This is a genomic window from Variovorax sp. LjRoot175, assembly GCF_964253805.1.
GTDB lineage: Bacteria > Pseudomonadota > Gammaproteobacteria > Burkholderiales > Burkholderiaceae_C > Variovorax.
The window spans coordinates 269,459-290,938 of sequence record NZ_CAXURY020000003.1; the positions used below are offsets into that span (position 1 = coordinate 269,459).

At 66.6% G+C, this 21,480-nt stretch carries 19 protein-coding genes and 3 pseudogenes; 18 read left to right on the forward strand and 4 right to left on the reverse strand.

Annotation, left to right across the window (positions count from 1 at the left end):
• Positions 1-2: 2 nt before the first annotated feature.
• The 13 genes from ACSQ89_RS39100 to ACSQ89_RS39160 all read left to right on the forward strand — a co-directional run bounded on the left by ACSQ89_RS39100 (position 3) and on the right by ACSQ89_RS39160 (position 15,014).
• On the forward strand, positions 3-2,510 hold the full coding sequence (locus ACSQ89_RS39100; protein WP_436297512.1) for a VirB4 family type IV secretion/conjugal transfer ATPase: 2,508 nt from the start codon (positions 3-5) through the stop codon (positions 2,508-2,510).
• A complete protein-coding gene (locus tag ACSQ89_RS39105; RefSeq protein WP_436297513.1) occupies positions 2,503-3,237 on the forward strand; it encodes a type IV secretion system protein in 735 nt (244 codons plus the stop codon). The genes ACSQ89_RS39100 and ACSQ89_RS39105 overlap by 8 nt, the downstream gene beginning before the upstream one ends.
• Before the next feature lie 248 nt (positions 3,238-3,485).
• On the forward strand, positions 3,486-4,535 hold the full coding sequence (locus tag ACSQ89_RS39110) for a type IV secretion system protein (protein ID WP_436297514.1): 1,050 nt from the start codon (positions 3,486-3,488) through the stop codon (positions 4,533-4,535).
• A gap of 154 nt (positions 4,536-4,689) precedes the next feature.
• Positions 4,690-5,412 (forward strand): virB8 family protein, encoded by a 723-nt coding sequence (locus ACSQ89_RS39115; protein ID WP_436297515.1) that lies wholly within the window; start codon positions 4,690-4,692, stop codon positions 5,410-5,412.
• Positions 5,409-6,251, forward strand: a complete 843-nt coding sequence (virB9, locus tag ACSQ89_RS39120; RefSeq protein ID WP_436297516.1) for a P-type conjugative transfer protein VirB9 — start codon at positions 5,409-5,411, stop codon at positions 6,249-6,251. The genes ACSQ89_RS39115 and virB9 overlap by 4 nt, the downstream gene beginning before the upstream one ends.
• Positions 6,248-7,588, forward strand: a complete 1,341-nt coding sequence (gene virB10 / locus ACSQ89_RS39125; RefSeq protein WP_436297517.1) for a type IV secretion system protein VirB10 — start codon at positions 6,248-6,250, stop codon at positions 7,586-7,588. The genes virB9 and virB10 overlap by 4 nt, the downstream gene beginning before the upstream one ends.
• Positions 7,557-8,714, forward strand: a complete 1,158-nt coding sequence (virB11, locus tag ACSQ89_RS39130) for a P-type DNA transfer ATPase VirB11 (RefSeq protein WP_436297518.1) — start codon at positions 7,557-7,559, stop codon at positions 8,712-8,714. The genes virB10 and virB11 overlap by 32 nt, the downstream gene beginning before the upstream one ends.
• A complete protein-coding gene (locus ACSQ89_RS39135) occupies positions 8,707-10,641 on the forward strand; it encodes a type IV secretory system conjugative DNA transfer family protein (RefSeq protein ID WP_436297519.1) in 1,935 nt (644 codons plus the stop codon). Before virB11 ends, ACSQ89_RS39135 begins: the two co-directional genes overlap by 8 nt.
• A gap of 67 nt (positions 10,642-10,708) precedes the next feature.
• Positions 10,709-11,914 (forward strand): LPD7 domain-containing protein, encoded by a 1,206-nt coding sequence (locus ACSQ89_RS39140; RefSeq protein ID WP_436297520.1) that lies wholly within the window; start codon positions 10,709-10,711, stop codon positions 11,912-11,914.
• Positions 11,901-12,488: a phospholipase D family protein gene (locus ACSQ89_RS39145; RefSeq protein WP_436297521.1), complete on the forward strand. Its 588-nt coding sequence runs from the start codon at positions 11,901-11,903 to the stop codon at positions 12,486-12,488. Before ACSQ89_RS39140 ends, ACSQ89_RS39145 begins: the two co-directional genes overlap by 14 nt.
• Positions 12,489-12,566: 78 nt before the next feature.
• Complete coding sequence (locus tag ACSQ89_RS39150) at positions 12,567-13,229, forward strand: TraX family protein (RefSeq protein WP_436297522.1); 663 nt, start codon at positions 12,567-12,569, stop codon at positions 13,227-13,229.
• 121 nt (positions 13,230-13,350) lie between these two features.
• A complete protein-coding gene (locus ACSQ89_RS39155; RefSeq protein WP_436297523.1) occupies positions 13,351-13,830 on the forward strand; it encodes a hypothetical protein in 480 nt (159 codons plus the stop codon).
• Between the two features lie 41 nt (positions 13,831-13,871).
• Positions 13,872-15,014: a zeta toxin family protein gene (locus tag ACSQ89_RS39160; protein ID WP_436297524.1), complete on the forward strand. Its 1,143-nt coding sequence runs from the start codon at positions 13,872-13,874 to the stop codon at positions 15,012-15,014.
• A 98-nt stretch (positions 15,015-15,112) separates the two neighbouring features.
• Here the strand turns inward: ACSQ89_RS39160 and ACSQ89_RS39165 are convergent.
• The 3 genes and pseudogenes from ACSQ89_RS39165 to ACSQ89_RS39175 form a co-directional block, all read right to left on the reverse strand.
• Positions 15,113-15,313: pseudogene (locus ACSQ89_RS39165) on the reverse strand (IS5/IS1182 family transposase); the annotation flags it as partial.
• A 131-nt stretch (positions 15,314-15,444) separates the two neighbouring features.
• Positions 15,445-16,413 (reverse strand): PLP-dependent aminotransferase family protein, encoded by a 969-nt coding sequence (locus tag ACSQ89_RS39170; protein WP_436297525.1) that lies wholly within the window; start codon positions 16,411-16,413, stop codon positions 15,445-15,447.
• A 392-nt stretch (positions 16,414-16,805) separates the two neighbouring features.
• A pseudogene (locus tag ACSQ89_RS39175) lies at positions 16,806-16,970 on the reverse strand (GntR family transcriptional regulator); the annotation flags it as partial.
• A 116-nt stretch (positions 16,971-17,086) separates the two neighbouring features.
• Between ACSQ89_RS39175 and ACSQ89_RS39180 the strand changes: the two are divergent.
• The 5 genes and pseudogenes from ACSQ89_RS39180 (at position 17,087) to ACSQ89_RS39200 (ending at position 20,246) form a co-directional block, all read left to right on the forward strand.
• Entirely contained in the window at positions 17,087-17,722 is a 636-nt protein-coding gene (locus tag ACSQ89_RS39180) for an FMN-binding negative transcriptional regulator (protein WP_436297526.1), read from the forward strand.
• Complete coding sequence (locus ACSQ89_RS39185) at positions 17,719-18,339, forward strand: glutathione S-transferase family protein (protein WP_436297527.1); 621 nt, start codon at positions 17,719-17,721, stop codon at positions 18,337-18,339. Before ACSQ89_RS39180 ends, ACSQ89_RS39185 begins: the two co-directional genes overlap by 4 nt.
• A gap of 16 nt (positions 18,340-18,355) precedes the next feature.
• Positions 18,356-18,739, forward strand: a complete 384-nt coding sequence (locus ACSQ89_RS39190) for an antibiotic biosynthesis monooxygenase family protein (protein WP_436297528.1) — start codon at positions 18,356-18,358, stop codon at positions 18,737-18,739.
• Positions 18,740-18,763: 24 nt separating this feature from the next.
• Positions 18,764-19,075 (forward strand): annotated as a pseudogene (gene sugE, locus ACSQ89_RS39195) (quaternary ammonium compound efflux SMR transporter SugE); the annotation flags it as partial.
• A 49-nt stretch (positions 19,076-19,124) separates the two neighbouring features.
• A complete protein-coding gene (locus tag ACSQ89_RS39200) occupies positions 19,125-20,246 on the forward strand; it encodes a trans-sulfuration enzyme family protein (RefSeq protein WP_436297529.1) in 1,122 nt (373 codons plus the stop codon).
• 236 nt (positions 20,247-20,482) lie between these two features.
• On the opposite strand, the gene ACSQ89_RS39205 is transcribed toward ACSQ89_RS39200, so the two are convergent.
• Positions 20,483-21,460, reverse strand: a complete 978-nt coding sequence (locus ACSQ89_RS39205; protein WP_436297530.1) for a Bug family tripartite tricarboxylate transporter substrate binding protein — start codon at positions 21,458-21,460, stop codon at positions 20,483-20,485.
• Between the last annotated feature and the right edge of the window lie 20 nt (positions 21,461-21,480).

The following is a 21,480-nucleotide window of genomic DNA, read 5'->3' on the forward strand; positions in this document are numbered from 1 at the left end:
CCATGCAACTGCTCTCCCGCTCCGAGAAGACGCTGCGCCGCGAGGTCGGCGCCGCGGCCATGATCCCGCTCGCGGCGCATGTGGACGAACATGTGGCCCGCACGCGCGCGGGCGACTACGTCCAGACCCTGCGTCTGGCCGGCGCGAGCTTCGAAAGCGCGGACGACGAGGACATCAACAGCTGGCACGAGCGCCTCAATGTCCTGCTGCGCAACATCGCCTCGCCCAACCTGGCCCTGTGGACCCATGTGATCCGGCGTCGGGAAACCGGCTACCCGGTCGGGCGGACGATCCCTGGGTTCGCCCATGAAGTCGAGCAGCGCTACCGCCGCAAGGTGGCCGGCGAGCGGCTGATGGTCAATGAGCTGTACCTGTCGGTCGTCTTTCGGCCGCAACCCACCCGGATCGGAAACGCCGCACTGCGTCTGCTCAAGCGCACGAATCCGGAGGGCGCGCAGACGGAACTGCGCGATTCCCTGGACGCCTGCACCAAGCTGCGCCAGGAGTTGCTCGCGGCCCTGGAGCGCTACGACCCCGAGGCGCTGGGCGTCTATCGGCTGGATGGGAAGGACGTGCTCTTCTCCTCCCTCGTGGAGTTCCACGGCCTGCTCGTCAATGGGGAGTGGCAGCGCATGCCCCTGCCCCGCTCGCCCCTGAACGAGGTCCTGGCCACCACCCGGCCCTTCTTCGGCAACGAGGCCATGGAGTACCGCACCGGCACGCAGACCCGGATCGGGGCCTTCCTCGGGATCAAGGAATATCCGACCCCCACGGCGCCGGGCATGTTCGGCGCCCTGCTGACGGCGCCCTTCCCTTTCGTGCTGACCCAGAGCTTCACCTTCCTGGCCAAGGGCACCGCCACCGACATGATGAGCCGCCAGCATCACCGGATGGCGGCCGCTGGCGACCTGGCGGTCTCCCAGGCCGAGGAGCTCAAGGACGCGCTGGACGACCTGATGAGCAACCGCTTCGTCGTGGGCGACCATCACTTCAGTCTGCACGTGCTGGCCGACACCTACGACGGCGTCAGCGAGGCCGAGGGCCGGCCTCGCCTCAAGCAGCTCAACGACCACGTGGCGCGCGCCCGCTACCTGCTGGGCGACACCGGGATGGTGGTGGCCCGCGAGGACCTTGCGCTGGAGGCGGCCTTCTGGGCCCAGCTGCCGGGGAACTTCGCGTATCGAAGCCGCAAGGCACCCATCACCAGCCGCAACTTCGCGGCCATGTCGCCCTTCCACAATTTCCCCACCGGCCGGGCGACGGGCAACTACTGGGGCGATGCGCTGACCATGTTCATGACGCGCGCCGGCTCGCCCTATTACTTCTCGCTGCATGCGAGCGACCCGCGCAGCCCGGACGGCGGCAGCCGGCGGGACGTGGGACACATCACGGGCGTGGGGCCGGTCGGTACCGGCAAGACCACCCTGCTGGGCTTTTGCATGGTGGCGATCTGCAACCGGCTGGACGCGACCCAGGTCATCTTCGACAAGGACGAAGGCCTGCACATCCTGGTGCGAGTGCTGGGCGGCCAGTACCTCCCCCTCAAGAACGGGGCCCCCACCGGCTGCAATCCCCTGCAGCTCGACGACTCGATCGTCGACAACGTCGAATTCATGCGCCACTGGTTGAGGCGCCTCGTCATGCGCACGCCGGACGACACCCTGACCGTCCGCCAGGAAGACGACCTCGACCAGGCGCTGCGCGGCACCCTGAAGCTCGATCCGCCCTTCAGGCGCCTGTCCCGGCTCGTCGCCTTCCTCGACATCACGGACCCGGAAGGGATGCACGCGCGCCTTCGGAAGTGGTGCGCCTCCGAGCACGGCGACTACGCCTGGGTCTTCGACAACGACCATGACGAAGTGACGCCCCTGCTGGCCCACCATTCCCTGGTTGGCTTCGATGTGACCGACTTCCTGGACAACGAGGTGGTCCGGGCGCCGCTGACCATGTACCTCTTTCACCTGGTCAACCGGATGGTGGACGGCCGGCCCCTGGTGTGCTGGATGGACGAGTTCGCCAAGCTCCTGAGCGATCCGGCCTTCGCGAAGTTCGCCAAGAACGGGCTGGAGACTTGGCGGAAGAAGAACGCCAACATCGCCACCTTCACCCAGAGCACCAGCCATGTGCTCGATTCCAGCATCGCCCGCGCCATCGTCGAGCAGACGCCGACGAAGATCCTGTTTCCCAACCCGGAGGCGGACTACGACGAGTACACCCAGGGCTTCAACCTGACGGACCGGGAGTTCGCGCTCATCAAGCAGGAACTCGAGCCCGGCTCGCGTCAGTTCCTGATCAAGCAGAACCATGTGAGCGTGGTCGCTCAGCTCGATCTCCACGGCTTCGATGACGCCCTGCACGTCATCTCGGGGCGCACCAGCAACGTCCGCCTCATGCGCGAGCTCATCGAAACGCATGGGCCGCATCCCGAGCAATGGCTGGCCCCTTTCCGAGCGGCCCTGACCGATCGCCCTCCCCGTTCAACCTCGACCCAGGAGATCTCCCATGCGTAGGCACCTTCTCGCCTTCTTCCTCGCCGCGGCGGCCTGCCTGGCGCCGCTGCATGCGAAGGCCGGCATCCCGGTGATCGACGTCACGGCCGTCGCCAACCTGATGCAGCAGGTCATGTACTGGCAACAGCAGATCTCCGCAATGCAGAAGCAGTACGACCAGCTCAGGCAGTCGAAGGACCAACTGGCCCTGACCTACGGCGCCATGACGGGAACCCGAGGCATGGAGCAGCTACTCCCGACCTCGGAGCTGGGGCGCAACTACCTGCCTCCCAGTTATGGCGAGTTGATGAACACGCTCAACGGCTCATCGGCCAGCTATGCCGGACTGGCCAGCCACGTGCAATCGATCATGAAGGCCAACAGCGTCCTGTCAGGCGGCCAGATGGATGCCCTGAGTCCGGAGATGCGTCAGATCGTCGAGCAAGGCCGGCAATCGGCGGCCATGCTCAACGGCATGACCCAGAGCGCATACCAGAACACCAGTCAGCGCTTCTCGGCGCTGCAGCAGCTGATCAACCGCATCGCCACCGCCCAGGACCCCAAGGCCATCCAGGACCTGCAGGCAAGGATCCAGGCCGAGCAGAACATGCTCACCAATGAGCAAACGAAGCTGCAGAGTCTCTATCAGATGGCGAAAGCTGAGGAAGCTGCTCAGCAGCAGCGCACTCGGGAGCAAGTTATCTCCGGTCACGGCGGGTTCAGCACCAGGTTCCTTCCCAGCCCCTGAATCGCCATGTCCAAATCAACCATCATCATCGTCATCGCTGTGATCGCTGTAGTTGCCGCGGGAGGCGCATACCATTTCCTCCGACAGGATCCGACTCCAGCTGCTTCCCCCGAGATCGAGCGCGCCGAAACGTCGGCGCCGGCTCCGACGACACCAAGGCCCGATCATGGGAATTTCCAGAAGCGCTTCCAACCGACGATGCCGCCTACTGGTGGCTCCGGGAAGTGAACGACCCAACGAGGTAAGCGATGTTCTTCCAGCAATTCTGGACGTGGCTGACCTTCCAACTGACGGACTACATCGCGGCAAAGACTGCCGCCGTGGCCGGCGCCATCGAACCTGCCGTAGTAACGCTCGCGACCATCTACGTAATGATGTGGGGATTTCTCAGCCTCACAGGGAGAATCCAGGAGCCGATCTGGGAAGGCGTCAAGCGCATCCTCTTCATCGCGATCATCCTCGGCGTTGGTCTGAGACTGTGGCTTTTCAACGGAGTCATCGTTGATACCTTCTTCAATGCTCCGAGCCAGCTTGCAGCCACGATCACCGGTTCCGCCAACCCGGTATCGGTGATTGACACCATCTGGGACAAAGGCGGGACCGTTGCGTCGAACCTTTGGAACAAGGGCGGCGTGCTGAACGGCGACTTTGGGTTCTATCTGGCCGGCGCAGTCGTCTACTTCATCATGGGTGGCGTAGCCGTCTACGCGCTCTTCTTGCTTGTGCTATCCAAGCTCGCACTGGCGCTGATCCTCGCCTTGGGGCCAGTTTTCATTTGCCTGCTCTTCTTCGAGGCCACCCGAAGATTCTTCGAGGCGTGGATTGCCCAGTTGGCCAACTATGCACTGGTCGCCGTCTTGAGCACGCTAGTGGCAAGCCTGATGCTCCAGGTGGTTTCTTCCTATGCCACCCAGACGGCTGCCCGCGGTGCAGCCATCGTGACCGTAGACGCATTGAACATGGTTCTCTGCGCCTCGCTGGTGCTTCTGATCATGCGCCAGGTCATGCCCATTGCTGCCGGGCTCGCGAGCGGGATCGCGCTCAGTTCGTTCGGCTTCGTCAGCGGCTTGGCGCGGTGGGCAATGGGCGGTGCCAAACGCACCAGCTACGAATTCAGCCGCGGCGTCCTCGACGGCCTGCGGCGAGAGCCGGGCAGTCGCTGGGATTCGTTCCGCCGCCTGGCGGGCAATCGCGTCGGCGCAGGCGTGGCCTCCATCGGCCAAATCGGAACTTCGCGCCGCGGCGGCACCGTGCTTCCAAGAGAGCAAGTCATGCCGAACCACTCGCGCAATCGCTAGCGGCGGAGCGTCCGAATGAAGCCATCGACCGCGCTCTCCCTGCTGGCGTTGCTCCTCGCGGCCTGCGGCACTCGCCCGCCCATGCCGCCGGAGTGCGAAGGCCCCCTCACACCGATCAACGCCTCGGCGGGTGCTTCCAACTCAGGAGCGGTCCATGCACCGGGACGCCGCTCTTGAAAACTACCTGCTCGAGGCCCGGAGCTGGGAGCTCGACCGCGCGCGTCGGGCGGAGCGCTCAGCCAGGCTCGCCTGGATCGTCGCCGCAGTGGCGGCTGTCGTCGCGGTGCTCGCAGTCGCTGCCGTCAGCGGCCTCACGCCGCTGAAGCAGCCCGTTCCCGTTCTCATCCGCGTCGACAGCAGCAGCGGGATCGTCGACATCGTTCCCACTTACGAAGGCACGACCGACATCGAGCAGGTGGTGACGCGCAACCTGCTGCAGAACTACGTGATCGCTCGCGAGCGCTACTTCTACGGCACCGCCGAAGCCGACTACGAATTGATCGCTTCGCAGAATTCGCCGCGCCTCAACCAGGAGTGGGCGGCCCTGTGGGCCGCCAACAACCCGGCCTCGCCGCTGAACGTCTACAAGGACGGCACGACCATCCGCACGCAGGTGCGCTCGGTCAGCTTCCTCAAGCTGGAAAGCGGCAAGGACAAGCTGGCCCAGGTCCGCTTCACCCGCGCCATGCGCGCGGGCGGCACCGGGGAGGAGCAGGCGAGCCACTGGGTCTCCACGATCGAGTTCGCTTATGTCCAGCCGTCGAAGGACGACAAGATGCGCTCGCTCAACCCGCTGGGCTTTCGCGTCGTGGAGTACCGCCGTGAGCCCGAGGTCGCCGCCGCGGGCGTTGCGCCAAGCAGGCAGGATGCGCGATGAGGCCCCAAGGCGCCCACCGCACGTTTCCGTTCGCCATCGGATTGGCGGCGAGTCTGGCGCTCACTGCGTCCTTCGCCCATGCTGCGACCGTGCCCCCGGCCGGCAAGGTCGACGCGCGGGTGCGGGTGGTCGCCTACAACCCTGACGACGTCATCATGTTGCAGGGCTACGTCGGCTACCAGATCCATCTGCAGTTCGCCGAAGGCGAGGAGTTCGTGAACCTGGGTTCCGGCGACAACGGCGCCTTCGATGTCGGCGCCGAGCGCAACCACTTCTTCATCAAGCCCAGGGAGGCGCGCGCCTCGACCAACCTCACCGTCCTCACCAACCGGCGGGCCTACCACTTCGACTATGTCGTCTCCGCCACCGCCCCCACGGGCGCGGCCGCCAGGCGCATGGTGTATTCGGTGCGCTTCAGCTACCCGGCGGACGAGGCCCGCGCCGCGGCAGCGGATCGGGAGCGCCGCCGAACCGAAGCGCGCATGAGCCGGGGGACGGCCGAGCGGCCGCGCAACACCGACTACTGGTTCTGCGGCAGCGAGTCGCTCAAGCCCATGAGCGCGTATGACGACGGGGTCCACACCCGGCTGCGTTTCCAGGCGCGCTCCGAGTTCCCGGCCATGTTCGTCCAGAACGATGACGGGTCCGAGTCGCTCTTGAACTTCAACGTCGATGACGACGAGGTCGTCATCCACCGCGTGGCGCGCCGCTTCGTGCTGCGCCGGGGCAAGCTGGTCGGCTGCGTCGTCAACCAGTCCTTCGCCGGCGGCGGCGCGCGCACCCCGGCCCACACCAACGCGCCAGGCGTGCAGCGCATCACCTCGGGAGACGGGCCATGACCTGGCTGGATCGGACTCGCCGCGGCTCCCAGGCGAATCGGACGGAGGATGACGACACACCCGACATCGATCCGGACACCGGAGAGGTCCTGTCCGCGCGCCGAGCCGCAGACTCCGGAAATGAGGCATCCCGAGCGGCGGCCGAGAGCACCACGATCCAGGGCGAGCGCGCCATCCCATCGGTCAATCGCGAGCGCTCCATCCAGTCACGCATCAGCGGCGCCCTGGCGCTGGCCACGATCGTCTTGTTGGGCGCCGGCTTCCTGTTCTGGTACTACAACACGCAGTACACCAAGACCCGCGAGGCCGAGGAGGCCGCGAGAAAGGCGGCTGCGGCACGCGCCGGCGGCGAGATGAAAGTGCCACCGCTCGGACGGATCGAGCCGCCGAGGGCGCCGCTGGACCCGACACCGGTCTCCACCAACCCGGCCCCGCCGCCGCCTCCTGGGACGGCGAACACCGCCAACGCGGGCCCGCCGCAGAAGACGCCCGAGCAGTTGGCGCTGGAACGACAACTGGGCATCCCTGTGCTTCGACGTGCGCAAACGGCACAACCGGCAGGCGCGTCAACACCCTACATGTCTGCGGAAGCCGCAACGCTGCCTGGCGCCGTCCCAGGCATGGCGCAGCTGCTCGGCGCGCTGCAGGTGCCCAGTGCGACCACGGCGGCCTCTACCGGCAGCAGCCTCGCCACCAGCCTCCGGCCAACACCCACCCCGGCGGTCGCCGCCCAGACCCTGCCCACACGCCGCATGCTGCTGCCCAAGGGCGCCTTCATCGACTGCACCCTGGAAACCGCGATCGATTCCACCTACGAGGGCATGACCACCTGCATCGGCGCCAGCGACATCTATGGCGCCGACGGCAAGGTCGTCCTGCTGGAGCGTGGCACCAAGTACGTCGGCGAGCAGCGCGGAACGCCGCGCCAGGGGCAGGGACGGGTCTTCGTCGTGTGGAACGAGGCCCGCACGCCCACCGGGGTCGTGGTCCAGCTGGCCTCCCCCGGCACCGACGAGCTGGGGCGCAACGGCCTGCCGGGCTTCGTCGACACCCACTTCTGGGACCGCTTCGGTGCCGCGATCCTGATCTCGGTGATCGACGGCACGATGCAGGCCATCGCCGCCCACCAGCAAAGCGGCACCAACGTCGGCAGCGGCGGCGGCGTGGTGCTCGGCCCCCAGGGCAGCCGCGACGTCATCACGGAGGTGCTGCGCAGCACCGTCTCGATCCCACCCACCGTCATCAAGAACCAGGGCGAGCGCATCCAGATCCTGGTGGCACGCGACGTGGACTTCAGGAGCGTCTATGCGCTTCGAACCGACCCAGCCACCCCTTGAGCGCGAGCCCGGCACCGCAACCGGCAGTGGGCTGCCGGCGAGTCGGCCCGCGCCCGATGCTGCGTCTGCAGAGCCGCCCTCGTCCCCCTCGTCCCTTGCGCTTTTTCTGGGTCCGCTCAGTCGGCTGCTGGACGATCCCGAGGTCACTGAGATCTGCATCAACGAGCCGGGCGTGGCCTTCGTGGAGCGGCAGTCCGGTTGGGTGCGCCAGGAACTGCCCTTCGCCAGCTTCGACTGGTGCCTGTCCATCGCCAAGCTCGTGGCCAACTTCACGCGCCAGCGCATCTCGGCCAACGAGCCCCTCTTGTCCGCCACCCTGCCCGGCGGCGAGCGGATCCAGATCGTGCTGCCACCCGCCACCCTGGACCGGACCGTCTCGATCACGATCCGGCGTCCATCCCACGCCCTCTGGACCCTCGAGGATCTGGAGAACCTGCGCATCTTCGAGCCGACGCGCAGCGTGCCCGCCACCCCGACGCGACAACCCGACCTGGAGCACCTGTCGCCGGAAGACCGGGAGCTGACGGGGCTGCTCGCGCGCAGGCAGTTCGTGTCCTTCCTGCGCCGCGCCGTCCGGCTGCGCAAGAACATCCTTCTGTCCGGCGCCACCGGCTCCGGCAAGACCACCGTCAGCAAGGCGCTGATCCTCGAGGTGCCTTGCGAGGACCGTCTCATCACCATTGAGGACGTGAAGGAGCTGTCGCTGCGCAACCAGCCCAACCACGTGCGGCTCTTCTACTCGCAAGGCGCCCAGGGGCAGGCCGAGGTCACGCCCGGCCAGCTGCTGGCCAGTGCCAAGCGGCAGCGCCCCGACCGGGTGTTCGTGTCCGAGCTGCGCACCGGCGAAGAGGTCTACGACTACCTGGTGTCCGTGAACACGGGCCATCCGGGCTCGATCACCAGCGTGCACGCGGACAGCGCGGAGATGGCCTTCGTGGCGCTGGCGCAGCTGATGAAGCGCAGCCAGGCCGGCCAGGGCATGAGCACGCGCGAAGGCGTGGAACTGGCCCAGCTGAGCGTGGACATCGTCGTGCAGTGCGCGAGAGATCGGCACGATGGCCGGCAGCGACGCATCGTGCGGGAGATCTGGTATGACCCGGGCACCAAGCTCCGAGGGCTTGCCTAGCCCCTTTAAGATCGCGGTCGCGCTGCTGGTGGCGGCGGTGGTCGGCCTGTACGTCGCCGGCTATGCCTTCCTGATGGCCATGAAGCTGCCGCCGCAGCATGCAACGCTGTTGACCATCCATCAGTACTGGGAAGCCTACGGCGACCGGCCCGACGTTCGTCGCACTCTCATTGCGACGCTGGTCGGCTCCCAGGGGATGATGGTGGGGCTGGTGGGCTTCGCAATGCTGCCCCGGCGTCGACCCCTGCATGGCGATGCCCGCTTCGCCAGCCGGCGCGAGATCGAGAAAGCGGGCCTGCTCAACGAGAACGGCATCATCCTCGGACGTCTGGGTCGCCGCTATCTGGTCCTGCCCGGCCAGCAGGGCGTCGAGCTCGAAGCGCCGCCTCGCAGCGGCAAAGGCGTCGGCGTCGTCATCCCCAATCTGCTGAACTGGCCCGGCTCCGCCATCGTCAGCGACATCAAGGGAGAAAACTTCCTGCGCACGGCGGGCTTCCGCCACACCCATGGGCAGGAGGTTCACCTGTTCGATCCTCTCTCCGAGCGCGAGTGCTCGGCGCGCTGGAATCCGCTGGGCTACGTGTCCGAGCTGCCCTACCGCTGCATCGACGACCTGCAGCGCATCGGCACCATGCTGTTTCCCGACCCGCAGGCCGGTGACCCCTTCTGGAGCTCCTCGGCTCGGTCTCTGTTCCTGGGCATCGCGCTCTATCTCTTCGAGACCGAGGGCGCCACGCGCACCCTGGGCGAGGTGCTGCGCCAGGGCATGGCCAGCGACGCCGAGGGCTTCCAGAAGCACTGGAAGCGCGTGATCGACGCCTGCGAGCGCGCCGGCTATCCCTTGTCGCAGGAGGCGGTGCAGAGCCTTTACGACGTGATCGACCTGGCGCCGACCACGGCCTCGAGCATCCGCAAGACCTTCACCAGCCGGCTGGACCTGTGGCTCAACCCGATGATCGACGCGGCCACGTCGGCCAACGACTTCGACCTGCGCGAACTGCGCAAGCGCCCGATCTCCATCTACGTCCAGATCAACCCGGACAACATCGCCCGGCTGCAGCCGCTGCTGAACCTGTTCTTCCAGCAGGCGATCGGCCTGCAGACGCGCGAGCTGCCGGAGAACAACCCGCAACTGCGCCACCAGGTGCTGCTGATGCTCGACGAGTTCCCGGCGCTCGGGCGCATCCCCGTCATCGCCGAATCCACGGCCTTCCTGCCCGGCTACAACGTGCGCACCGTCGTCATCGTGCAGTCCAACTCGCAGCTGATCGAGAAGTACGGCGTCGAGGGCGCCAAGTCGATCCGCAAGATGCTGGCCGCTCGCATCGTCTTCCCGCCGAAGGAGTACGAGGACGCGGAGGCGATCTCGCGCGAGCTGGGGACCTACACCGTGCAGCAGAAGAACGTGAGCCGCCCGATGTGGGGTGGCATGGGCGGTGGGGGCAAGGCGCCGACGGTGAGCATCAGCGAACAGCCGCGCCGCCTGCTGCTGCCGCAGGAGGTGAAGGAATTGGGTGCGAATCGGATGATCCTGTTCTACGAGGGCCTGCGCCCCGTGCTGGCGCACCGCGTCTGCTACTTCAGCGACAGGTTCTTCGCCAAGCGTGAGCTGCCCCCACCCTCAGTTCCGAAGCTGGACGTGGACAGGTCCAGTCGCGTCATCGCGACGGCTCGGGCAGCGACGCCCGGTGACGAAGACGACGCCGCAGGCACGAATCCCGGATCCATTACCAACGCCACGCCACCAGGCGGTGGCTCCGCACTGACGAGAGAGGGCAGCACCATGGCCAGCGATGTCCTGAACGACGACTTGAAGCTGGACGACTTCTCGTTCGACTTCGACGACGTGGAGATTCCCACCGAGAAGCTCAGCGATGAGGACATGAAGCGCCGGGCCGATGAGTTCATGGCGCGACTCCTGGACTGAAGTCGCATCGATGAGCGCCGATGACCCGAAGCGCCACCCATCACGCACGCACCCGAAAGGAGCCGCGATGTCCACAACCCACCCTCCCGAACACCCTTCGAATGGCACCGCAAGCACCGCCCCTGGGGACTTCGCCGGTTCCGTCCAAGGGGATGCACCTCCCGCGGGCCACGGCCGTCTCCGCGTGCCCGACGCCATCGAGCGCCGCTACCTGCACGTGGATGATCGCTACTTCTTCCCGGACCGCACCCTCGCCTTCATCGACGACGGCGACCGCATCCGCGTGCGAACCGAGAACCGCGAGGTGCTGCACAGCGTCGTCGCGATCGCGGAAGCGCGCGGCTGGCGGGTGATCGAACTCAAGGGCCGCGAGACCTTCCGCCAGGGCATGTGGCGCGAAGCGGCGTTGCGCGGCATCGAGGCCCGAGGCTACGAGCCGACCCCGGCTGAAATCCTCCAGGTGCAGCGCGCGCTGAAGCAGTGGCGGCCATCGCACGAGACGGGACAGGGTCCGAGGGCGCAAGCGGCGTCGCTGGACCGCGAAGCAGCGACCGCGCGCGAAGGCTCCGCGCCCGCCGAGCCCGCCGGCATTGCCGGTGGCCATTCGCCCCAGGCAGTGCAAGACAGTCGATCGCTGCGCGAAGGCCCGAGACCGCCCGTCACCGGCATGCTGGTGGCGGCGGCCGCCGCGCCATACCAGTTCGATCCGGCGCAACGCATGTCCTTCTACGTGACGGTTCGCACCGAAGTCGGCGATCGCACCCTCTGGGGTGCGGACCTCGAGCGTGCGCTTGCCGAGTCGGCCTCGCAGCCGCGCATCGGCGACGCCGTGGTGCTTACGCAGCACGGCACCCGTCCGGTCAACGTCCGCGTGCCCGCCCGCAATGCAGAAGGCGAACTGGTGGGCGAGAAGAAGATCGTCGCGCAGCGCGCCCGGTGGAGCATCGAGACACCGGATCACCTCCGCGCGATGGAACGCCGCGCCACGCTCGTGCGCAGCGGAGAACTCCTGTCCGACACGGCCCTCGGCCAGCACCCGGAGCTGGCCACGGCGGCGGCGGGCCTCAAGCTGGCCGAACAGTACGCCCAGCGCGTCACGACCGACCCAGCCTCCCAGCAGCGCCTGGTGCAGCTGATTCGCGAGCGGATGGCCGATGCGCTGGAGCAGGGCCGCTCGATCCATCTCCCGGATCGCCGCATGCACCCCGCGCCGATGCAGGTGCGCCAGCGCACGGGCCGAGGCCGCGAGGAGCTGAGCCATGAGCGCTTCTAGCCTTCGTTGGGCGCCAGGACTGAAGTTCGCGGCCCTGGCAGCAAGCCTCGCGTTCGCGCTGATGGTGCCTCGCGCCGGTCTTGCACAACTGGCGCCGCCTGCGCCCGCCTCCACACAGGCCGCCTCGTACGCGGCCGCGTTCACGCCCGGACAGGCCCTGCCCCTGGTACTGGACACCATCCGGGGCGCCCGCTCGACGCTGCTGGTCGCGGCCTACTCCTTCACCAGCCGGCCGGTCGCCACTGCTTTGCGAGACGCGCAGCGACGCGGCGTCAAGGTCTTCGTGGTGGTCGATGCCGGCGAAGCGGACAAAGCCTACTCCGCCGCCCGCTTCCTGGCCAACGAACGGGTGCCGGTGCGCACCAACGCCCGCCATGCGCTGCAGCACAACAAGTTCATCGTGGCGGACGGCACGGCCGTGCAGACCGGCAGCTTCAACTACACGTCGTCGGCCGCCGAGCGCAATGCAGAGAACGTGCTGGTCGTGCGCAACGCGCCGGCGCTCGCCGCGCAGTACGGCGCAGAGTGGCGACGGCTGTGGGACGAAGGCACCGAGCTGCCGCCCGCGTATTGATTCATGAAAGGTCCACGCGCCCCCACTGCCAAGGCTCCAAGGCTGCAGCCGCCCGCGCGCGGGAAACCCCAGGCGTCGATGAATGCCTGGTCGATCTCGAACGGCTCGCTGGAAGCGCTCAAATGGGTCGGCCTGGTGCTCATGACGGGCGACCACGTCAACAAGTACCTGCTGCATGAGGCGAGTCCGGCCCTCTACGCGCTGGGACGCATGGTGGTGCCGCTCTTCGGCTTCGTGCTCATGGCCAACCTGGCGCGGCCCGGGGCGCTCAAGGCCGGCGTCCACCTGCGCGTCATGCAGCGTCTGGCAATCTTTGCACTGCTGGCCACACCGGCCTTCGTCCAGCTGGTGGGCTGGTGGCCGTTGAACATCCTGGCCACGCTCTTGCTGGCGACGCTGATCGTCTGGCTGCTGGAGCGGGGCGGGAGGATCCACCGCTGCGCGGCGCTGATCGCCTTCGTCTTCGGTGGCGCGATGGTGGAGTTCTGGTGGCCGGCGCTGCTCTGCTGCCTGGGCGCCTGGGCATTCCTGCGCAGCCCCAGCGCGCTTCGGCTGCTGCTATGGGCCTCGGCGACAGCGTCACTCGCCGTCATCAACGGCAACTTCGCCGCCTTGGCCGCCCTGCCCTTGATCTGGGGCGCGAGTCAGGTCGACATTCCAATGGCGCGCAAGCGCTGGGTCTTCTACGCCTTCTATCCAGCGCACCTCACGCTGATCGCACTCGTGCAGCAGCTGATGTGAACGCCCCGGATGGTGGGCGCGACGAGCCGGTGGCGGGCTGAGCTCCGTAGCGGCCCCGGCTTCAAGCTAGGGAATCGATCTCGCGGGTGCGGCATGGGGGGCTGCTATAACTCGCGGTCGAATGGACAGCCTGAACCTTCACCTCCGCATCGACCGTGCCATCGCGGAAAAAGCCATGAAGATGGCCCACGCACGCGGCTTGGAGCTGCCGGACGCGATCCGCATGATGCTCGCCAAGGCGGTGCGCATCGGGGACTTTTCCATCGACGAGGAGTGGCCGCAGGTCCACCAGGTGGCGGAGTCCACCCGGCCCTACTTCACCTACGACGAGCGGCAATGGAACTCGATGAAGACCGTGCTGGACGCCGAACTCGCGCTGGCACTGGTGGACCAGTACATCGCCGCGCACACGCTGCTGATCGAGGACCTGGCGGCAGCCGCCGATCCCGACGCCGGGGAGATCGCGCGCCTGAAGCAGGAGCGTGAGGATGCGCGCAAGATCCTTGCGGTCCTGGATCCCAGCGATGCGAATGCGATCCGTGACATCCTTTCCCGCTTCGGTGGCCCCAGCGATGCTGACTCGCCAGAGGCTCAGGCATGACGCGGGCGCCCTCCCCTGCTCCGGCGTCGGGGCCCTGCGCCGTGTCCGAACGAGAGCTTCGCCGGCTGTACGAGCGTTGCGTCGCGCCCAACCTGCTCGCCGGCGCTCAAACTGCCGATCGGCCGGTCGCCATGATCGTCGCCGGGCAGCCCGGCGCAGGCGTTAGCTACGCCGCGGTGCAACTCAGAAAACAATTGATCGAGACCGTGGCGACCTCCGTCCATGTCTCCATGAACCGGCTGCGCGCCTACCACCCCGCCTGGGCGGCCGGAGGCGACATCCCGCCGATGGCTGCTGCCCGCATCGCCAGCGACTGCAAGACCTGGTTCGACAACCTCGTCGAGGAGGTTCAGAAGAAGCGCTTGAACCTCGTCGCCGAAATCGAGACCGTGGACGTCAAGGCGGTACCGAAGCTTGCTTCCGAACTCCGGCACAACGGCTATATCGTCCAGGCCGTCTTTGTGGCGGCGTCCCGTGAAGAGAGCCGCTTGGCCATGGTGGCAGGGTACGAGATGCGCCGCCGGGCTGGCTTGGCGGTCGAACAACCGTCCGTGCAGAACCACGAACTGGCATTCGGGAACGTCAGGGCCTTGATGGGCGCGATGGAGCACCGTCTTGCGGTGGACGGCCTGCGCGTGATTGGCCACGACGGTGCGCAGATCTACGAGAGCCGGGTCATCGGCGGCGACATCAACCGCGCGCCCCGCGCGCAGGAGACGCTGGATGTGCTGCTGGACAAGCCTCGATCACCCAGGGAACTGGTCCAGTTCGCGATGCGCTGGGAGACGCTGGTCCAGCGCCTGGCCAACGACCCGGGGGTGCCGCGCGATGTGGCCAGCCAGACGCTGACCTGGCGCAACGAGGCCGTGGCGCGCTGCGAGCGCGATCCGGCCGCTGCCCAGATGCTGCAGTGGGCACGCGAGGCAGGCGCCTTCCGGGCGATGAACCGCTTCGAATTCGAAAAGGAGTTCCCGCACCACGCCCGCGCCGTCGCTTCCCTGGGCCTGGCGGTCATCGAGGCCGAGAAGTACGGCGGCGAGGAAGCCAAACGGCTGCTTTTTCACGCGCGCGAGAACATCGCGCAGCGCATCGAGCGCGGCGACATGGCGCGGATCGCGGCGCGCGAGAAGGCGCAGGAGCAGAAATCGAGGGAGCTGCTGCCGAAGGAACCGCCCACGCGCTGAAATTTGCGGAGCCCGCGTCAGGAGTAAGGCTGGTTACGCCAGGCCCGTCGACGAGAAACACAAGGTACTTCCTGCAACTGAACATGCCGTAATGTGGACCGCAGCAGGACCGAGGGGTGGTAGGAAGGCCGGCCGGTTGCTGCCGGATCGACGCCTTCGAAGCCCAGTGCCTAGAGGTCCAACTCCTCGACGAACGCATCGACGACCCGCACCGGGTTGTCTTCGCCGATATAGTCGTCAAGGCACTCTCGCAGCAGAGTGACCTGATGACGGTCCTCGCCTTCGATGAATCGCTTCATGTGGCTGCCCTTCAGTAGCGTTGCCACAATCTAGGCGAGCACCTTCACCTATTCAACCAGTTTTCACACGGCCTCGGCCAGGAGGAGACAGCCGAGCGAGCAGCGGAAAGCAGACCTTGCAGCCTCGGTCGTCATGACCAGAACGGGTCGCGCAGCTTGAGTGTCGTCCGTTGTTGGAGGCCAGAGACCGCTGCTGCGAGGCGGCTGACCCCTTCTTCGATTGCAGCAAGTTCCAGCAGCGCATAGCCCATGACCAGCCCAGCCGACCTGTGCGGCTGTCTCGTGCGAGCACCCGGGTGAAAGAGCGGGCCGAGGGGATAGACGCGCACGCCACGTTCGCGCGCTGCCTGGATCAATGCTGGCTCTGCCTTCGCTGGTAAGCCAGGAAACCAGGCCACCAGATGCAAGCCACTGGCAGTGCCTTCGACCTTGACGTTCTCGCCGATGTGTCTCATCAGCGCATCGACGAGTGCATGCTGGCGCGCCTGCTGGAGCCGGCGCATGCGTCGGACATGGCGGTCGTAGCTGCCGTCTTCCAGCAGCCGGGCCAGTGCTCTCTGAACCCCCGTCGCCGCATGCCTGTCGGCCACCCGCTTCGCCGCCGTGAACGTGTCCACCAAGCCAAGTGGCAGCACCATGTAGCCCAGCCGAAGCTGAGGCGACAACGTCTTCGAAAACGTGCCAACGTGAATCACGCAGCCGCGGCTGTCCAGCGACTGCAGCGTGGCTTCTGGCCGGACGGAGTAGCGGTACTCGCTGTCGTAGTCGTCCTCGATGATCCACGCGTGTCGTTCGGCAGCCCAGGCCAGAAGCGCGCGCCGTCGCGCGATCGGCAGGAACGACCCCAGCGGGAACTGGTGGGTGGGCGTCACATAGGCCAGTTGAGCCGGTCCCAGCTTGTCGAGTCGATCGGTCCGCAGGCCGTGCTCGTCCACATCCACGCACAGCAGCTTCGCCCCGCAGGCCTCGAACGCGTTGTGCGCCATCCGGTAGCCGGGGTTCTCGACGACCACACCGTCACCCGGGTCGACCAGCAGGCGCGCGCAGAGATCCAGTGCCTGCTGCGAGCGTTCACGATCATGATCTGCTCCACCGCGCACGACAGGCCTCGCGTCTGGCTCAGATGGCCCTGGAGCGCTCGGCGCAATTCGAGGTTGCCGCGGGGGTCTTCGTACTCCAGGCGCTTGATGCGCTGTCGCTCCACGGCGCGCAGCGCCTTCATCCAGGTCAGCGTCGGGAAGTCGCCGCCGGCCAGCGGTCCGTACACGAAATCGATCTCGGAAGCGGCCGTCGGTCCCGCATCGCCGATTCCCAGGGCCGCGATGCGGCGGCCAACGGCGGAGAGCCGGCCCGCTTGTTGGCCAGCGGCTCCGCGGTCCATGCGTGGATGACGGCCGCGGCCGATGGCGGACGGAGTCGCAGCCCCTGCGGACACCCGGCTGGCTGCGCCGGGACGGGTCTCGATGAAGCCGTCGGCGGCCAACTGCTCGTAGACCAGCGACACGGTGCCTCTGGACAGGCCGCGTTCAGCGGCGAACGAGCGCGTCGAAGGCAACGGGGCGCCAGCGGCATAAGTGCCGTCTGCGATTCGGGTGCGGATCTCCTCGTACAGAGCCCGGCTCAGCCCGCGCCGGCCCTCTTCGTCGATCGACTTCATACCGAACTGGTCCAGTGAGATTGGCAGGAACTGGCTATTTTCTCAAAGCCGGCCAGGATGCACAGTGTTGTCCTGAGCCACGCCCATCAGCCCATCGCATTCCTCTCAGGCGCAACATGTACCTACCGCAGCAGTTTGCCGAGCCACGAGTCGAAGAACTCCACCGCATCGTCCGGGACAACTCGCTGGGCATGCTGGTCCGAAACACCGGTGCAGGCCTGGAAGCCGACCACCTGCCGTTCCTGCTCGACGCCGATCGCGGCGCCAGCGGAACATTGATCGCTCACGTTGCGCGTTCGAACCAGGTCTGGCGCTACATCAAGGACGGCGACGAGGTGCTCGTCGTCTTCCGAGGGGTGCAAGGCTACATCTCGCCGAACTGGTATCCCGGCAAGCACGAGACACACCGCCGAGTGCCCACCTGGAACTACGAGGTGGTCCACGCGCACGGAACGATCCATGTGCGCGACGACGAAAAGTTCGTCCGCGGCATCGTGGCCCGCCTGACGCGCGAGCATGAAGCCGACCAACCCGTGCCGTGGAAGATGGGCGACGCACCGGCCGACTACTTGTCCGAGCAGCTCAGGCACATCGTCGGCATCGAGATCCACCTGACTCGCCTGGACTGCAAACGCAAGCTCAACCAGCACCACGAGCGGCGTGACCGGGAGGGCGCCATCCAAGGCCTCGAATCGCGCGGAAACAACGGTCTGGCGCAAGCCATGCGCGACACGGCGAAGCCCTCGCCATGACGACGTACAGGCTCCACTGCTTCAAGGAATCGGGGAACTCGTACAAGGTCGCCCTGGCGCTGGCCATTGCCGGCGTCACTTGGGAGAAGGTGGCGGTCGACTACTTCGACGGCCAGACGCGGCAACCCGGCTGGCGGTCCGAGACCAACGAGATGGGTGAGGTCCCGGTCCTGGAGATCGACGGCCGCAGGATGACCCAGTCCGGCGTCATCCTCCTGCACATTGCCGAGCAGTTCGACGGCCTACATGTCGAGGCGAGCGAGCGCAACGAGGTTCTTCGCTGGTTGCTGTTCGACAACCACAAGTTCACCGCCAACCTGGCCAGCTACCGCTGGCTGCGCACCTTCGCCAAGCCTGCGCCGCACGAGGCCGTGCTCGCCTACATGCGGCAGTGCACCGTGGCGGCACTCGACATCGTCGACCGCCACTTGGCGGACAGCACCTTTATCGTCGGCAACCGGCTGACGGTTGCCGACCTCTCGATGGTCGGCTACGTTTACTACCCAGCGGACGAACTGGGCTTCGATTTGCGTGCCGAGTACCCTCGCGTCGGCGCGTGGATGGACCGGGTGGCCCAGACGACCGGCTGGCGCGGGCCCTACGAACTGCTGGCCTGACTCAGGAGCCGACACCATGTACAGCGCGACGTTCACGTTCGCCAAGGGCGAGTACGACGACGAATTCCATCAGCGAGACCAGGCCATCGCAGAGATCGCCAAGTCGATTCCGGGCTACCTGGGCGAAGAGGCCTGGGAGAACACGGCCTCGGGGCTGATCTCGACGGTGTATTACTGGGAAACGCTGGAAGCGCTGCACCAGCTCATCGAGCATCCCAAGCACCAGGCCGCGAAGCAGCTGCAAGGCAGGTGGTTGCAGGGCTACCACGTCACCGTCGCGCAGGTGCTGAGGAGCTATGGCGATGGCGGCATTTCGCATCCTCTGGCCGGGGCACGGCCCGGACACCAGGGTGCCCAGTCGAGCGGCCCGCTGCGCTCGAATCCAGCCAGCGAAGGCTGACCACAGAAGGAACGGGATATCCGCATGGCATGGGTGTTGTTGATCATCGCCGGCCTCCTAGAGGTCGGCTGGGCCATCGGTTTGAAGTACACGGAGGGGTTCACACGGTTGTGGCCCAGTGTCTGCACGATCGCAGCCATGGTCCTCAGCGTCGTGCTGCTCGGGATCGCAATGAAGTCGCTGCCAGTCGGGACGTCCTATGCGGTCTGAGTTGGCGTCGGCGCGGTCGGCACGGCGATCCTGGGCATGGTGCTGTTCGGCGAGCCCGCCAGCGCGGGGTGTCTGGCGAGCCTGGGTCTCATCGTCGCGGGCATCGTCGGGCTCAAGCTGGCCAGCACCTGCGCCGCCAGGTCTCCATGCAGTTGCACATCACGAACACACGAACATGAATCAGCATCCCAAAGACCTGAAGCTCGAATCCTGGCTGGTCACCGCGGGTCGTTCCTCTGAGCTGGGCGCACCTCTGAATGTGCCGCTCGTTCCCGCGTCGAACTTCATCATCGGGCGAGGGCGCGAATACTCGCGCGACGATGGCACGCCGACGTGGGAAGCGCTGGAGGAGGTCGTCGGCGGCCTGGAATCTGGCAGGGCCGTCGCGTTTGCGTCCGGCATGGCGGCAATTGCCGCCGTGTTCGATCAGCTCCCGGCTGGCTCGACCGTGGTTCTGCCCGACGACTGCTATCAAGGCGTTGCCGGCCTGGCCTCCGCCGGGGCGGAGCGGGGACGGTGGACTGTACGGCGCGTGGCGCTGCACGACACGGCCGGCTGGATCGATGCGTGCAAGACGGCCGACCTGGTGTGGCTTGAATCACCGTCGAATCCGCTGCTTGGCGTGGCCGACCTGGAGGCGATCTGCGCCGCGCCGCGCAAGGCCGGTGCCGTCGTGGCTGTAGACAACACCTTCGCAACGCCCTTGAACCAGCGACCGCTGGAGTTTGGCGCGACGGTGTCACTGCAGTCAGCGACCAAGTTCATCGGGGGCCACTCCGATCTGCTCGCTGGCGTGGCGACAACGAAGGATGAAGCGTTCTGGCACGCACTCAAGAAGTCGCGCGAGCTGACCGGGGCGACACCGGGCACGCTGGAGTGCTTCCTGGCAGTTCGAGGTGCCAGGACCATGGCTTTGCGGCTGCAGCGCGCCCAAGCGTCAGCCATGGCGCTGGCAGACCGGTTGCAGGCGCACCCCGCGGTCGAACTGGCGCGCTATCCGGGCCTGGCCTCGCACCCGACGCACGCCACGGCCAAGCGTGTGCTCAAAGGCTACGGCACGATCATCTCTTTCGATGTGCGTGGTGGCGCCGAGGCCGCCGACGCGGTCTGTCGCAACGTCGGGCTCATTCGACATGCCACCAGTCTGGGCGCGGTCGAATCGACAATGGAGCGCCGCGCGGCGATCGCCGGTCAAGACCACCTGCCGCCGTCGCTGCTGCGGCTGAGTGTCGGGATCGAGGATGTCGAGGACCTGTGGAAGGACCTCGACGCGGCGCTCCGCAGCGCTCGCGCTTGAGAAACCTCGCCGGTGGCGCCGACTCGCCGTCGAAGGTCTGCTTCCTGCGTCGGCGTCTGTCTGCAACGGTCTAGGGTTGTCCAAAACCTGCCCTCAAGCCGTTGTCGTGCCGCCGCCTGTGCGCCCGAAGGGCAGGTGTCGGACAACCCTTCACCTCAGCGGCTCTTTCTTCGACGGGTCAACTGTGCCTTTCTGTCTGGCCTCAACCGGACACTTCCAGATGGACCGGCTTCATCTCACTCGATCGCGACCTTGGCATCCTTGACGAGCTTGGAGTACTTGGTCGTGTCGTCCTTGATCTGAGTTGCCATCTGAGCGGGCGTGTCGCCCACAGACTCGGCGCCGATCTCTTCCATGCGCTTCTTGAACTCGGGCGACCGGATGATCTTCACCATCTCGGCGTTGAGCTTCGCGACTACTTCCTTGGGCGTCGCGGCCGGTGCCAGGATGCCGAACCAGGTGCCCTGATTGAAGTCTTTGATGCCGGCTTCTGCCAGCGTTGGCACGTCGGGCAATGTGCTCGACCGCTTGGCGGTGGTCACCGCCAATGCACGCAGCTTGCCGGCCTTGATGTGCTGCACCAGAGGCGTCAGCGTGTCGAACGACATGTCGACCTGGCCACCGAGCAGGTCGGTGGTCAGCGGCGCACTGCCCTTGTAGGGCACGTGGAGCAGTTCCACGCCTGCGATACTTGAGAATTGCGTGCCGATCAGGTGCTGCACCGTGCCGTTGCCGTTCGAGCCATACGACAGCTTGCCGGGCGAAGCCTTTGCCAGCGCAACCAGGCTCTTGACGTCGGTGGCCTGAGACTTGGCATTGACCACCAGCACGTTGGGCACCAGAGCCACCGTGATGATGGGCGCGAAGCTCTTCTCGAAGTCATAGGGCAGCTTCTTGTAGACGCTGGTGGCGATCGTGTGGTGCACCGCGCCCATGAGCAACGTATAGCCGTCCGGCTTGGCCTTGGACACGTAGTCCGCACCGACAGTCGCGCCGGCACCCGGTTTGCTCTCGACAACCACCGGCTGGCCGAGGCTTTGTGACAGCGGCGTGGTGATGGCGCGCGCCAGTGCATCGGAACTGCCGCCGGGTGGAAACGGCACGATCAGGGTGATGGGCTTCACGGGCCAGGCCTGCGCAGCGGCGAGTGATGCGGCGAAGCCGAAGGCGATCGCCGTCAAGGCGGTGCGGGGGCGGAATGTCGAAGTCTTCATGATTGTCTCCTTATGGGTGT

Excerpts from the sequence above, each read along its gene's own strand:
- ACSQ89_RS39100 (WP_436297512.1), top strand. The coding sequence starts at position 3 with ATGCAACTGCTCTCCCGCTCCGAGAAGACGCTGCGCCGCGAGGTCGGC.
- ACSQ89_RS39105 (WP_436297513.1), top strand. The coding sequence starts at position 2,503 with ATGCGTAGGCACCTTCTCGCCTTCTTCCTCGCCGCGGCGGCCTGCCTG.
- ACSQ89_RS39110 (WP_436297514.1), top strand. The coding sequence starts at position 3,486 with ATGTTCTTCCAGCAATTCTGGACGTGGCTGACCTTCCAACTGACGGAC.
- ACSQ89_RS39115 (WP_436297515.1), top strand. The coding sequence starts at position 4,690 with ATGCACCGGGACGCCGCTCTTGAAAACTACCTGCTCGAGGCCCGGAGC.
- virB9 (WP_436297516.1), top strand. The coding sequence starts at position 5,409 with ATGAGGCCCCAAGGCGCCCACCGCACGTTTCCGTTCGCCATCGGATTG.
- virB10 (WP_436297517.1), top strand. The coding sequence starts at position 6,248 with ATGACCTGGCTGGATCGGACTCGCCGCGGCTCCCAGGCGAATCGGACG.
- virB11 (WP_436297518.1), top strand. The coding sequence starts at position 7,557 with ATGCGCTTCGAACCGACCCAGCCACCCCTTGAGCGCGAGCCCGGCACC.
- ACSQ89_RS39140 (WP_436297520.1), top strand. The coding sequence starts at position 10,709 with ATGTCCACAACCCACCCTCCCGAACACCCTTCGAATGGCACCGCAAGC.
- ACSQ89_RS39145 (WP_436297521.1), top strand. The coding sequence starts at position 11,901 with ATGAGCGCTTCTAGCCTTCGTTGGGCGCCAGGACTGAAGTTCGCGGCC.
- ACSQ89_RS39150 (WP_436297522.1), top strand. The coding sequence starts at position 12,567 with ATGAATGCCTGGTCGATCTCGAACGGCTCGCTGGAAGCGCTCAAATGG.
- ACSQ89_RS39155 (WP_436297523.1), top strand. The coding sequence starts at position 13,351 with ATGGACAGCCTGAACCTTCACCTCCGCATCGACCGTGCCATCGCGGAA.
- ACSQ89_RS39180 (WP_436297526.1), top strand. The coding sequence starts at position 17,087 with ATGTACCTACCGCAGCAGTTTGCCGAGCCACGAGTCGAAGAACTCCAC.
- ACSQ89_RS39185 (WP_436297527.1), top strand. The coding sequence starts at position 17,719 with ATGACGACGTACAGGCTCCACTGCTTCAAGGAATCGGGGAACTCGTAC.
- ACSQ89_RS39190 (WP_436297528.1), top strand. The coding sequence starts at position 18,356 with ATGTACAGCGCGACGTTCACGTTCGCCAAGGGCGAGTACGACGACGAA.
- ACSQ89_RS39200 (WP_436297529.1), top strand. The coding sequence starts at position 19,125 with ATGAATCAGCATCCCAAAGACCTGAAGCTCGAATCCTGGCTGGTCACC.
- ACSQ89_RS39205 (WP_436297530.1), bottom strand. The coding sequence starts at position 21,460 with ATGAAGACTTCGACATTCCGCCCCCGCACCGCCTTGACGGCGATCGCC.